14 protein-coding genes are annotated in these 13656 nt (G+C 45.9%); 3 read left to right on the forward strand and 11 right to left on the reverse strand.

All coding sequences use genetic code 11. The annotated features are described in order from the left end of the window. Positions 1 to 11: 11 nt before the first annotated feature. Both AC58UX_RS15765 and AC58UX_RS15770 read right to left on the reverse strand, forming a co-directional pair. Positions 12 to 881, reverse strand: coding sequence for a DMT family transporter (locus tag AC58UX_RS15765; RefSeq protein WP_497254267.1), 870 nt, complete (start codon positions 879 to 881; stop codon positions 12 to 14). Between the two features lie 98 nt (positions 882 to 979). Further along, positions 980 to 1777 carry a VOC family protein gene (locus tag AC58UX_RS15770; RefSeq protein WP_497254269.1) on the reverse strand — a complete coding sequence of 266 codons (798 nt, stop codon included), beginning with the start codon at positions 1775 to 1777 and terminating at the stop codon, positions 980 to 982. Between the two features lie 169 nt (positions 1778 to 1946). Between AC58UX_RS15770 and AC58UX_RS15775 the strand changes: the two genes are divergently transcribed. Next, positions 1947 to 3104, forward strand: a complete 1158-nt coding sequence (locus AC58UX_RS15775; protein ID WP_497254271.1) for a glycosyltransferase family 4 protein — start codon at positions 1947 to 1949, stop codon at positions 3102 to 3104. Positions 3105 to 3116: 12 nt separating this feature from the next. Next, positions 3117 to 4430 (forward strand): UDP-glucose dehydrogenase family protein, encoded by a 1314-nt coding sequence (locus AC58UX_RS15780; protein WP_497254273.1) that lies wholly within the window; start codon positions 3117 to 3119, stop codon positions 4428 to 4430. A gap of 52 nt (positions 4431 to 4482) precedes the next feature. Here AC58UX_RS15780 and AC58UX_RS15785 read toward each other — a convergent pair whose 3' ends face one another. From AC58UX_RS15785 to kdgD, 8 genes are all read right to left on the reverse strand, one after another. Then, the gene (locus AC58UX_RS15785; protein ID WP_497254275.1) at positions 4483 to 5235 is read right to left on the reverse strand and encodes an alpha/beta hydrolase; all 753 of its coding nucleotides are present in this window, start codon (positions 5233 to 5235) and stop codon (positions 4483 to 4485) included. Positions 5236 to 5333: 98 nt separating this feature from the next. After that, positions 5334 to 6050 (reverse strand): SDR family NAD(P)-dependent oxidoreductase, encoded by a 717-nt coding sequence (locus AC58UX_RS15790; RefSeq protein WP_497254277.1) that lies wholly within the window; start codon positions 6048 to 6050, stop codon positions 5334 to 5336. 19 nt (positions 6051 to 6069) lie between these two features. Continuing rightward, positions 6070 to 6528 carry a GNAT family N-acetyltransferase gene (locus AC58UX_RS15795; protein ID WP_497254279.1) on the reverse strand — a complete coding sequence of 153 codons (459 nt, stop codon included), beginning with the start codon at positions 6526 to 6528 and terminating at the stop codon, positions 6070 to 6072. A 133-nt stretch (positions 6529 to 6661) separates the two neighbouring features. Next, positions 6662 to 7441: a metallophosphoesterase gene (locus AC58UX_RS15800; RefSeq protein ID WP_497254281.1), complete on the reverse strand. Its 780-nt coding sequence runs from the start codon at positions 7439 to 7441 to the stop codon at positions 6662 to 6664. A 1-nt stretch (position 7442) separates the two neighbouring features. Continuing rightward, a complete protein-coding gene (locus AC58UX_RS15805; RefSeq protein WP_497254283.1) occupies positions 7443 to 7745 on the reverse strand; it encodes an ArsR/SmtB family transcription factor in 303 nt (100 codons plus the stop codon). Between the two features lie 130 nt (positions 7746 to 7875). After that, entirely contained in the window at positions 7876 to 9333 is a 1458-nt protein-coding gene (gene gucD / locus AC58UX_RS15810; protein ID WP_497254285.1) for an alpha-ketoglutaric semialdehyde dehydrogenase GucD, read from the reverse strand. A 1-nt stretch (position 9334) separates the two neighbouring features. Beyond that, the gene (locus AC58UX_RS15815; protein ID WP_497254287.1) at positions 9335 to 10336 is read right to left on the reverse strand and encodes a mannonate dehydratase; all 1002 of its coding nucleotides are present in this window, start codon (positions 10334 to 10336) and stop codon (positions 9335 to 9337) included. Positions 10337 to 10348: 12 nt separating this feature from the next. Next, on the reverse strand, positions 10349 to 11275 hold the full coding sequence (kdgD, locus tag AC58UX_RS15820; protein WP_497254289.1) for a 5-dehydro-4-deoxyglucarate dehydratase: 927 nt from the start codon (positions 11273 to 11275) through the stop codon (positions 10349 to 10351). A 147-nt stretch (positions 11276 to 11422) separates the two neighbouring features. On the opposite strand from kdgD, the gene AC58UX_RS15825 reads away from it, so the two are divergent. Beyond that, positions 11423 to 12412, forward strand: a complete 990-nt coding sequence (locus AC58UX_RS15825) for a helix-turn-helix domain-containing protein (RefSeq protein WP_497254291.1) — start codon at positions 11423 to 11425, stop codon at positions 12410 to 12412. A 38-nt stretch (positions 12413 to 12450) separates the two neighbouring features. Here AC58UX_RS15825 and AC58UX_RS15830 read toward each other — a convergent pair whose 3' ends face one another. Further along, positions 12451 to 13656 (reverse strand): Ger(x)C family spore germination protein, encoded by a 1206-nt coding sequence (locus AC58UX_RS15830; protein ID WP_497254293.1) that lies wholly within the window; start codon positions 13654 to 13656, stop codon positions 12451 to 12453.

The raw sequence follows: 13656 nt of genomic DNA on the forward strand, positions 1-13656 counted from the left end.
CGTTCCTATTTTCATGAAACACTCTTCCTTCCCTTACTCCACACATCCCCCAACTTCTGCACCGGCACACTAAACAAGATAAACGCGGCCGCCACACCGTCCATCCAAGTCAGCCGTTCCCCTAGCAACACCATGATAAACACTAGTGTCACAAACGGTGCAAAGAAGGTAAAGCTCGCGATGAGTGATGCTGACGAGTACTTCAAAGCTCTGAAATAGAGGAAAAACCCGAACACGATATTGCTCAGACATAGCCATAATACGCCATAGAAGTCCACCATTTGAAGCAACTTTCCTTCTGAGTAGACCAACATGCCAACGATGGCCAATAACCACGCTATAGCGGTAATCACAAAAGTACTGATCAGCATGTCCTTCTTATTTTTCTTCACTAGATTCGTAAACAGCCCCCAGCTCACCGCCGCAAAAATCGCCAACAGATCGCCCTCTAAGTCAGTAAAACTAAAATTCGCGAAATCCCCCTTCGTAATTAATAGGATTGTTCCCGCAAAGCCCATAAGGATGGAGAGGATTTTGTACCGGTTTAGCTTCTCTTTATGGATTGGAATGGCAAATATGACGATAAAAATTGGAAATAAATAATTCAACATTGACGCTTCTACGGCAGGTATGAGTTCTAGTGATTTTAGATAGAGAAAATCATATAAAAACGTAAATACACCACAGGCGAGCACGAGCATCCACTCCGAAAAACGCCATGACTGGAAGCTCTTCCCCCGCGCTTTGATGACTATAACACCTGCGAATATGACCACACCCAACCCATACATATAAAATAAAACCTGATAACTATCCAGTTGATTCAGCACCAACTTACTAACCGCAGCAACCGATCCCCAGATCAATAATAAAATGGGCATGAGTACGAAAGGGCTCTGGGACGCGCTTAACCTCTTTTCACCTTTTAGCAAAATAACGAGCTCCTCAAGATCATCTATTTTCCTTGGAAGCTCTAATCTTACCCCATAGAAAAAGGTAAATTCAAGCGAACAGGCACATCTTCTTGTAAATTAGATAGCTTCAACTTGAAATGATACGTGTCTAATTGAAAATAGAGCTGCCCATCTGCCATCCATTCATTTAGTATGCCTTGCGCATCGAGTTTCTTTTGTATTTCATGCATTTTCTCCAGGCTGCTCACCCCAAAGGTCACAACCATCGCCGGCGGCAAGGCCGTCATCGCAATTGGAATCCATTTTCGCTTCTTCGACGAAATTACTGCATGTGCGGTTCCACCTATTGCAAAGCTAAAATTGTCATACACTTTATCCAACTTAAAATCAAAGAGCTGTACCATCAACTCCCTAAACGCAGCAACATCATCAACAGGCAATCCAACTTCTCGGAGATATAAAATTTTCAGATCTCCATGCGCTGGCAAAACACCTTCCATGACATAAGGATGTGCGATTATCTCTAGTAAATTACCATCGCCATCACGGAAATACACATTTTTCCCGGTCCCGAAATGATCAATGCTGCGGCCGTCTGGCCATTTTAACAGCGTAACTTCTGAGGCACCAAGTTCGCTAACTACATGTTCAAATTCCGAATAGGGCACTTCGAACGCAATATGCGCTGGACGCAGCGCTTCATCCGCCACTTTAAATGTTAATGTGCAAAATGCCCCCAGCTGAAAGCTTATTTCATGCTCAGTCTCCAAGATCACAGGGAGTTTTAACTGTTCTTGATAAAATTGTTTCACACCTTGTATGGATACCGTAGATAATTGCAGTTCCGCGAAATGAGTGATCATGCGTTGCCACATCCTCTCTGGCTTATCTATATTACCACTATAGTTAGTATACATTTATGTTTAGAAAGTACAAATTAGAAAATATTATATTCCCTTCATATTCCAATGATATTCCCCGAATACTTTCTTGCTACGCTAAAGTTAAATTGGAACTGCAGGAGGGATTCATATGCGTCTCGCGTTGTTTACCGACACTTTTGTTCCTCAAATGAACGGCGTTGCACTCACGCTTGGGCGACTAACTGATTATTTGAATCGCCGTGGGGTCGATCATCTAGTTTTTTCTCCAAAAAGCACAGCAGATACGGTGTACGCTGATCCGATTCGCCCCATTACGAGTATCCCTTTTTTTCTTTATCCTGAATGCCGACTCGCGCTACCTAATCTTGCAGCGATTCGTACAGAGCTTGATCAATTCCGTCCCGATTTACTCCATCTCGCAACTCCCTTTAACCTCGGCTTATGTGGCCTGCACTACGCGCGCAAGCACCGCATTTCACATGTAGCCTCCTACCATACGCACTTTGATCGGTATTTGACTTATTACCGCATGAAAGCTGCAATCCCCCTCTATTGGAGCTACACCAAATGGTTTCATCACTCCTGCGACGCGACCTTCGCTCCCTCTCGCGATACGATAGACACGCTCCAGGAACAAGGGATTGATCGCTTGCTGCTATGGTCCCGCGGGATTGATTGCACGCTATATACGCCTGAAAAGAATAGCCATGACGTTCGGGCACGTTACGGCATTACAGCCCCTTACCTCTTCCTTTATGTAGGTCGCATTGCGCCTGAAAAAGATATTGACACCTTATCCGCCATCATGAGACTACTGCCAGACTCTGTGAAATCTCGCGTTCACTGGCTCATCGTAGGAGACGGGCCGCAGCTTCAAGAGCTGCGTGAGCAAGCACCCGCCAACGTGACCTTCGCAGGCTATAAAAGCGGCGAAGAGCTTGCACAAATCTATGCTTCTGCTGACTTATTTGTCTTCCCTTCCAGCACGGAGACGTTCGGCAATGTGGTACAAGAAGCCATGGCATCGGGACTTCCTGTTGTTGCGGCCAATAGCGGCGGAGTGCGAGAAGTGGTACTCCCCGGAGAGACTGGCGTATTATGTAAACCGCGTCAGCCGCAATCTTTTGTCCAAGAAATCTGCTCACTGGTGGATGACATTACACGCATGACTGATTTCCGGGAAGCAGCCCGACAGTTCGCACTAGGTCGTTCATGGGACGCCATCTTTGATCAATTGCTCCATGATTATGAACAAATTATCGATTTTCGCCGTATCGGTAAGAAATCCGGCTTCTACTCAGCTTAAGGGGGACTTGGCATGCGATTAACAATAGTTGGTACAGGGTACGTGGGTTTAGTTGCAGCAGTTTGCTTTGCAAAGCTGGGGCATATCGTGACAGCCGTCGACCGAGAACATGTGATCCAAAACTTAAATGAGAATAAATTGAACATTTGGGAACCTAATTTGCTAGACATGCTACTTATCGCCAGAAGTGAGGGGAATTTGTTCTTCGAAACAAATCTAGAAAGCGCATTAGCGGATGCTGATGCGCTTATGATTGCTGTAGGCACCCCGGCTCGTGAAGACGGCCAAAGTGATCTCAGCCATGTGCACGATGTGATTGACCAATTGAAGCTAACTGGCATCTGTCCGCCACTCGTGATTATGAAAAGCACGGTTCCCGTTGGCACTTGCGATAAGCTAGAGGCCAAACTACTCGCAGCTGGACTCCATACGGAGGTTGCTTTCAACCCGGAATTTTTGCGCCAAGGCAGTGCGATTCATGACTTTATGCATCCTGATCGCATTGTTTTTGGTTGCAAGTCCTATCAGGCAGAAACTCTACTTCGCCAACTATTTCATGGGATCGCAGCCCCTATTCAAGTCTGTGATCGACGCAGCGCGGAGCTTATGAAGTATGCATCCAATGCATTCCTTGCGATGAAAATTTCATTCGCCAATATGATAGCCGATGTATGTGAAGGGTATGGCGCGGATATTCGCCAGGTAATGGATGGCGTTGGTGCGGATAGACGCATTGGTCCTCACTTTTTGCAAGCTGGCATTGGGTACGGTGGTTCTTGCTTCTCGAAAGATTTACAAGCTCTGCTAACTTCCGGCAAAGCCATAGGACGTGCACTTCCTTTGCTCGAAGCGACCGCTCAAATTAATGAAGAGCGAATCCCTCAAGTGGTTGATAAGCTGATCTCCCTATGGGGTAATCCTCGTGGTAAGCGGCTTGGCGTGCTGGGTATCTCCTTTAAACCGAACACGAATGATGTTCGCGATGCGCCATTTCTCACACTAGTCCAGCTTTGTCACCTCTATGGGATTAAGCTTCATGCCTATGATCCTGTCGTTCAGCAAATGAAGGAAGATGGCGTTACGGTTACGGATTCGGCTTATGAGGTATCGGCAGGCGCTGACGCGATCATCATTCTGACAGAATGGCCGCAATTCGCTGAATTGAACTGGGTTCTCATGGTTCAGTTGATGCGCCAGCCAATCCTACTGGATGGTCGTAATGTTTTATCCGATGAGCTAATTTCCCGGTTGATGACCATCGAGGATGTAATCTATGTGCCAGTGGGAAGAGTGATGAAGCAAGCTATGAAATCTATTCCTTTGTAAAAGGGGAAAACGGCAGCCTTAGACGATTAAACCGTCTTTGGTTGCCGATTTTTTAGATGTTAGTACCGGGATATATAAATCTTATCGCATGAGGAAAATTAGCATTAAAATAACTATGCAAATGCAACCCTTCAGGATCTGTCTCCAGATGAACACAGTCCCTCCCGCCAAGTATTTTCTCCGTTAGCAACTCATAGGTTCGCCTCGTATTCGCAACCATGAACTGCTGCAGCGTAGTCCGCCCTACGCCTTCTTGCTCTCCCACATACATGTAGATCCGCATATCGGATTGTGAGATTTCATTCTTTTCAATGAAATCCATCACTTTGGCATACCATAGCGAGGCTGAGATCAGGGCAAATCGCCCAAAATATTCAGGCTTTTGAAAAGCCGCATACAATGAAATCAATCCTCCGAAAGAAGCGCCAGTTATCCCAGTTTGCGATGGATCTTCTATGATCCGATAGCGCGCCCTTACAAATGGCAAGATCTCTTCGGTCACCATTTTCAAATACATGTCACCTTCACCATCAAAAAATCCGCCGTCATTGAGCAGATTTTCCGCTCTCCATGGTGTATATTCGCGATTGCGTTCCAGAGGCTCGATCCCAACGAAGATCACCTCTTGCGTCACACCACTTTCAAAATCCGCTTCCAGCGCAGCCATGGAATCCACAAATAAGTAACTCCCATCTTGTACGATGAGGGATGGAAATTGCTTAGTGTCATCCAGCTTATAGGAAGGCGGTGTATATACATAGATTGTGCGATTTTCGTATGCCAGCGTATCCAACGTTCCTTGCATGCCGATCAGCTCCAATTGTTAGTATCAAATCTCATTAAATGAGAATCATTATCACTAGGAGTATGGTAGCATAGGAAGCTGTTTCTGTAAATCTTTCGTCAAGACTTTTGATCTCTGATTTTGATAATAATGTCACTCGCCACAGTTTCAGGTTCGGCTAACTTCCCCGTATCTTTTTGTAATGTAAAATAGTTCGATAACTCGAAATCGGTTTCTCGTGCCGTTTGTTGCATAGCCGTGTTCATCATGCCGGGATCGAAGGTAAGCATCCGAACAGGATTCGTTTCGACAGCTTGTTCAAGCTCCACACATTTCGTGAACATGTTGAGCGCTGCTTTCGTCGAGCAATAAAGGCTCATACTACTTGCAGGGTACAGTCCTGAGCCAGATGAGATGTTAACAATCGTTCGCTTAGCCGCCCAACTCGTCGTAGTTTTGATAAAACAGGAAGTAAGCATAACCGGAGCTGTCAAATTAAGCTGAATAGATGCGACAATTTCGTCTTGCGTACAGCCTTGAATATTTTTAATCGGAGTTACCGTTGCCGCATTGTTAATGAGTGTGATGGTTGCAATCGTTGCCGAATCTAAGGCTGCCAGAATGTCTTGTAAAATGACCTCAATACTCGCTACCTGGGAAAGATCTGCTGCTACAAATGTGAAACTGAAACCTAATTCATAGGCGAGTTGCTGAATTTCTTTGTTCACTGTTCGCGATAGACCAAATACCAGGTTCTCCTCCGCCAACAGCTGCTGTGCTAATTCTGCCCCTAACCCGCTCGAGGCCCCCGTAATGATGTAAACATGTTTAACCAACTCGTGCACCTCCTGCAATTCACCAATGTTTTTCCAACGCTTCCTCACTACGCGAAAACCCATTTCTCGCATAAAAATCACCACTCTGGCTGCTTGGCCATAATATCAGAAACTCTACTTGATTGTTTTTTGCCCATTGTTCCATGGCATGTTGAATTTGGGTTCCTATCCCCTTGCTTCTAAAAGAAGGACGTGTATACACATTGGTCACATAGCCAAAAGTAGGATCCGGTAATTTACCAGGTCTAGGCACTTTATGAATCAATTGCAGATACATATGGGAGACGATTTCGCCATTCACTTCTGCAATCCAAATGTGCCAATCATTCCCTGCTATCGCTGAAACTAAAAACGCTTTGCAGATCAATTGAAATTCCTCAACATTTGCCCCACTCTCCCCATATTCTTCGGAGGAATCCCAGCGCATTTGAACAAGTGTATCCACATCCTCAACCATAGCTAAACGTATAACTTCCATAAGTTCACCACGCTTTCTCAGATTCAAATTCTCAATCACCATTTACATATAAAACGACTAGTACCATCAGTTAGGAGGGATGTTGTTGCCCCAACAAAAAAGGCCCCCGCAACCTATGCGACAGCCTTATCAATTACACACTAATTTTAAAAATCGCAATCTCTGGCGAACAAGCCACACGGATCGGTATCCTTGAAGTGCCTAATCCTCGGTGGATATAAAAGTGTCTACGCTTATCCAACCGTTTTAGTCCGATGTGATAGTCTTTATAAGCGCCAATCGTGCGTCCAAGCAGCCTAATTTGCCCCCCGTGCGTGTGCCCGACGAGCAGCAAGTCATACGGGAGTTGGTCCAGTAGCTCAGATTGTATAATACTCGGGGAGTGCGCAAGCACGATGACCCTATCATAATTGTGGGACTCTTCAGGGCGAAAGGTAAGGCGTTCCTTCCCATTAATCGAGTTATCAAATCCGTATACCAACCACTTCTTGTCATCTAGATCAATTGGGATTCCTCTGTTGGACAAGACAGTAACGTTAGACTCGCCAATGCTCCGAATCATGTCATCATAATCTTTATCATCTGAGGCATAACGCTCATGGTTACCCGGAACAAAAAATAACTGAGAACATTTGATTTTACGTATATCCTTTAAAACATAATCCAATTGCTCCTTTGTTGAAGCCAGATCACCAGTGATCATTACCATATCGGGATTTGCGTTATTCACCATTTTACTCAGCGTGCCATTGATAAAATGCGTTTGACCATGCAGATCCGATATCTGAACGACGGTGAAATGCTTCTTCCTTGGATCGCCTACCTGAATATTGGAATAATGAACCCAGTGGGTACTATATACGATAAAGAGCACTCCGAACACCAGAATGACTAGTAAACCGATAATCACCATATCACTCATCATCCTCAAAATCGGTCCAGAATTTGCCGTAGAAGGCCACCCAGTCTTGAATTTCTCTTAACGGTGCTGCCTGCAATCGATATCGCGTTTCCCGACCAACCTTGCGATCAACGACAAGTCCAGCCTCTCTCAAGATCGTTAAATGCTTAGAAACCGCCGTTCGCCCCATCTCAAAATGCGGTGTGATCTCGTACAGAGGTAATTCCTCCGCTTGGGATAAAAGATGAAGAAGCTTGCGTCGAGTAGGATCGGCTACAGCATCGTACACATCTCGTATTGGATTCTTCTCGCTCATATTCACCTCTCCCGACTCATCACACTGTAATGGGACACCTAATAGTGTCTTTCATTATGTATTGCAAAGCGGTTTCATGTCAAGAAGCACAAAAGGAAATAGCCAGCTGTTTCCAGCAACTGGCATTATTTTAAGCTTTAATAAACACTGTTTTGATATCTGTGTAAAACTCAATAGCTGCCTGCCCTTGCTCGCGCGAGCCAGAGCTGGACATTTTCATGCCACCGAATGGAGCTTGCAGCTCGACTCCTGCGCTCTCAGCATTGATTCGCACAAGGCCTGCGTCGATATCCTGTATGAAGGTGAGCATTCGGGAAAAATCCTTCGTAAATATCGATGCGCTAAGCCCGAACTTCACATCATTAGCGATTTGAATGGCTTCCTCGAAGGAATCCACCTTGATTAAGGCAAGAACAGGTCCAAAAATCTCTTCCTGAGCAATCGTCATCGAGCTCGTTATCTGTTCAAATACCGTTGGCTCTATGAAGAAGCCTGCCTCCAAGCCCGGCCCCTGCGCTTTACCACCGCCGCAAAGTAAGGTACCACCTTCTTCTTTGCCTTTGGCTATATAAGATAGCACCGTATCATACTGCTTCTCGCTCGCGCACGGCCCAATCCAAGTGGATGGATCCATTCCTGCCCCTACTCGGATCTGCTGAACACGCTCCAGCAGCTTCGATTTAAACACTTCGTACACGTCGCTCTGGACGATAACACGGCTAGTAGCTGTACATTTCTGCCCGGTAGAGCGTAAACCGCCGCTTACGGTTGCTTCGACAGCGAGGTCAATGTCCGCATCGTTCACCACGATGATTGGATTTTTACCTCCCATTTCCAGCTGATACTTTGCTCCTTTCGCAAGAGCGGCTTGGCCAACTAGCTTCCCAATACGATCCGATCCTGTAAAAGTTATGCCATGAATATCTGGATGATCTGCGATTCCTTGACCGATCACAGCACCATCCCCAGTCACCATGTTAACAACACCAGAGGGGATACCTGCTTCTTGGAAGCATTCCATGACCAGCGCAGCTGTTACTGCGGTTTCCTGAGCAGGCTTAAACACAATGGTATTTCCGAATATTAAAGCCGGCGCTATTTTCCAAATTGGTATAGCAACGGGAAAATTCCACGGTGTAATCACGCCAACAACACCAAGCGGTACTCGTGTCGTGAACATTAAAGCTGCGCTGTCCGTTGACGGGATGACGTCTCCCGTCTTCCGCATGCCTTCGCCTGCATAGTAGCGCAGAATAGCGATGCCCCGCGCTGTTTCACCTTTGGCCTCAGGGATTGTTTTCCCCATTTCGCGCGTCATCATCTCCGCAATTTCATCCAAGCGGCGCTCTAGCTTATCTGCTACCTTGTATAAGAGATCACCGCGTGCAGCACCGGATAATTTCCGCCAGCCTAATTTTGCTGCACTAGCCGCCGCAACAGCCTCATTCAAATCCTTGATGGATGATCGCTGTACATAACCAACGATTTCATCCCGGTTCGCAGGATTCATACTCGCCTCTACTTCACCACTAGATGCGGCTTGCCACTCACCACTGATGTAATTTAGATACGTTTTGATCTCCGTCATATTAATCTCTCCCGCCTCTAAACTCAGTTAGTGCAGCTAATAGTGCCTTTACATAACCGATGGCATAGGCCCAGCCAACCCAATTCATCTTGGTTTCAGCACTTCGATGCGGTGCACGATCCATTTCGAGCGAGGTGATGTGATCTGGATTAATACAACCGTTATAACCCACTTTATGAAGCTCCAGCAGGATTTTAGCCATATTCATATGCCCGTCGTCTAGCATCGCTTCTTCAAATGCACCCGCCGTCGCCAGACTGCCTCGCACATTGCGGAAGTGAACTAGGAAAATCTTATCCTTCCGGCCATAGTGATAGATCTCATCCAGCACGAGCGGCGTTCCGCCAGCTTCGCCACGTGTGCCAACACAATAAACGAGACCAACATTTCTGCTTGGAAAGCTGTCTAGCACCCGATTCAAACCAAGTCCGCCGAATGGGGTGTTATGATACGGCGTATCCGATGGATGAACGGCTAATTTCATATCGTACTCTTCTGCTAGAGGAACCAGCTTCCCAAATACCACATCGAAGCGCTTCCACCATGCATTCAATTGCTCCACCGTTGGCGGTTGTTTGTCCAAATTACGTTTCAACGATTCGCCGCGAACTAACGCGCCTCCTCGGTGTATAGCCGTATATTCCTCCGCCATATAGGGAAATACATCGCCTGCAAAACGCTGACGAACGAGCGTGATTCCCGCTTCCCCGAAGGTTTTGATTGCATTGCTGACGTTGTCCAACTGGATCTCAGAACCCGCCTCTTCCAGCATGAAGCTAGCTGACATATCTGGTAGTGTCACGCGATTAATTTCCATTCCATGGGAGCGAACTCTGCGTTTTAGCTTCAATAGTTGATCCAGATCCGGAAAACCTTGCTCACGAACACCTGGAAAGGAGCCTCCCTGCGTAAAATCGATACAGTCAACCCCAAGCTGACACATTTGCCTCAAATCGCTATCGGATAGTTCACACGTAGGAACTTGTATGGATACCTTCATCATGACATTTTCCTCCTAACCGTTATTGGCAACCGCGACCAGCTCATAACTTCGTTTTATAATGGACTCCAACCTCACATAGTGCTCGTGTTCCACTTGAACTAGCGGTGTTCGCACTTCAAGCCCTACTGGCAAGCCTACAATGTTCATTCCCGCTTTTATCAGTGAAACCGCATACCCTTTACGTAATTGACGAATCCTGTGAATCGGTAAAATGACTTCTTGATAAATGCTATTGACCATCGCCTGATCTCCAGCAAGCAAGCTTGTATAAAACGTTCTCGATACCTGCGGAATATAGTTAGATATCGCCGATGAGTACGATAAATAGCCAAGTGCCGAGTAGGCAGGCATCGTTAATTCCGCAAGTGGCATCCCATTCATCCATTGCAATCTTGAACCAAGAGATTGAACAAATTCAATGTTCAGCTCGAAATTACCTGCCCCATCCTTAAATCCAATGACATTGGGTAGGGTCGTCAGCTTTTCTAGGGTGTTTAAGTTAAAAATCGCGTTATCACGCTGATAAATAATGACAGGTAAGCTTGTGCTCTGCGCAAGCGTTCGATAATAGTTGAACAATCCCTCCTGCTCGGGAATGATCAGATACGGCGGGAGCAGCAGAAGGCCGTCTGCGCCAAGCTTTTCAGCAAGCTCCGCCCGTTGCACAGCTTCCCTGATATTGCCGCCAGCACCTGCAAACACAGGAACTTGGCCAGCTGAAGTTGCAACACCAATCGTGACTAATTGACCATATTCGTTCATATCCAAGGATTGAAATTCACCTGAACCCGCACAAACGAAGATTGAATCCAACCCATTTTCTAATAAAAATCGGACATTCGCTTGGAAAGCTTTCTCATCCAATTGTTCTTGCTGATTATACGGAGTTACCGGGAAGCCCATAATGCCTGCGAGTGAAATATTCAAATCTTTCCCCACTGTTCACAGCCCCTTTGCAGATTCTACATGCCTATAAAAGTAATTATAGAAAATGAAGGCGCTTCCGTCTTTATAAAAACAGGCCGCTTTTTTTCAAAAAATCCATGCTATAATAGTTTTCAGTCTACTTGAGAGGAGTCTCCATGCGTGCTGAGTCCATCTATTTATTCGCGCAGTAACCTGTACCTTAATCAAAATGTGGTTCAGCTGCAAGGTGCCTCCGCTTCCATCTTTGTTCATTACTGGGGGGCAAAACCGCAGCATAAGGGGAATCGTCCACATACCCATTCCTTTTTTGAAATTTGCTACGTCGTCGAAGGCGAAGGACATTACTTTCACGATGGCGTTACGTATCCACTCCGGCCAGGGACGCTGTATTGCTCGAAGCCAGAGAGCCGTCATTCCATTCAAAGCGATGAAGGCATGCTGCTCTTATTTTTTGCACTTGAGCCGGTCGCGGCCGAATCTAGCGATGCTTTCATGCAGGATTTTAGCCAGCTATGCGTATATCCGCATCTCTTCATCCCAAATGCTGAGGGGACAGCCCCCATGCTCATTTGGCAAGCGCTGCTCATCCAAGCTTCAGAGTCGGGAGATCGCTATATGGAAACGGTTGAGCATCTAGCTTACACGCTGGTCATGAGCTGTATCGCCTTGTTTCTGCAGCATTGCCGCTCAGGAGTAACCGCTTCATCTACCACGGATTTGGAACTACAAGGTACCCTTAAGAAGGTCAAATCCTATATTCAGGACCATCTTTCTCATAAAATGGCACTAAGCGACGTGGCGCAAAGCCTCCACTTATCGGAGCGGCAGCTTTCACGTCTGATTTCAGACGAATTGGGGCAATCCTTCCCTTCCATCGTTAAAACGGAACGAATCAAAAGAGCCGCCTATTTACTAGGCTACACGGATCTCCCACTCAAACAAATCGCCGAGGATACCGGATTTGAAAGTATCCACTACTTTACCCAGGTGTTTACCCGGGAAATGGGTACGCCGCCGAGTCATTTTCGCAAGCATGGTTTGAATTCCGAAACCGTCGATGCTTGGATTCATAAATATTTGGCGCAGGTTGCGACGAGGCATCAGAAAAAAGCGGAACTCAGCTATGAAACAGCGGCAGAGAAGACTTGAAAATACAAGTCTTCGTCTGCCACTGCTGTGTAAGTACGCTATTTCGTTTTGATCTGATCAATAAAACCGCCCATTCGGATGCCGGAGCCTTGGAGTGCAACATTTACATTGACCTTGACATCCGCTTCCGCAAACTCATCATCCCATTGATCTTTGACTTGTTTAAAGCTCTTGTAATCCGTTTGGCGCAGAATTTCACCAAACCCATAAATGTCGCTTTTATATTGTTGCTGCACCTTCTTAATCGTTTTGAGAACTCTCCGCCCAATCTCTTGTTCGGTAAGCTTTTCAATTGTATTAAAATCCCTTGTATTGCCTGAAAACAAACCCTTACATTGATTCTCGTCCAGTCTGCCAATCAAGTCCAGATTAACAGATATCTCCGGTTTGTTTATATATTTGACCTTTATTTCTTTCACGCGTTGCTGCACATACACATTAAAATATTGATTGTTGCCACAGGAGATATCAAAAGAGCTGCGGCGAAATTTCTTTTGCGTTAATAAATAATCCCTAGTTTCTTCTACACTCAAATGACCAACTAATTTGGGCCCCTTAAACACAGCAGTTCCCTTGAGATGGATATAGGTATTCAGATCAAGTTTCTTAGCATAGTCCATCGACTTGCTTCCCTCGGAGGGATTTTTCACCTCCAATAAAGGGATGACAGGCTGATGGCCCGTTTCCGTGAGCAATCGGATTAATTCCTGCATTTGCAGCGGTTGAATACCTCCCCACTCATCCGAAAATTGATTCATTTGGTCCCTGATTTTATAGGTGGGAATGGTCAGATCTGAAAACTCGGTCGTTAGGATGTCCTTCACCGTGCCTGTTTTCGCCGCGTAAATGTAAATAATATTCCGGATATCCTTATACCGCTCCAAAAAATCTAAGAACACTAGATCACCTTTTTGAAGCAATGCCTCGTCAATGACGAGAAGCTGCATATGCTTAAAGTCCACATGTCTCGGCAGCCCCCGATTAATGCGCGTGCTGACATCTGCAAGTGTGTTAAAATCCGTCTCGTAAAGTAAAGATTTCGATATGTTCATCCGCTTGTTCTGAACAAACTCCGAGGTATTCGCCGCTTCAATATCCACGATGTAATTCTCTCCGGTTCCAGGAGAAATTCCCATACCAGTAACGATTAACTCATTCCCTAGCTCGATATAGTCCCAACAGCCGCATAGGAGAACACATGCTAGGATAACCAAGAGGCATTTTCCGCCGAGCCGTACCATCAT

The organism is Paenibacillus sp. J22P90, from assembly GCF_059692195.1.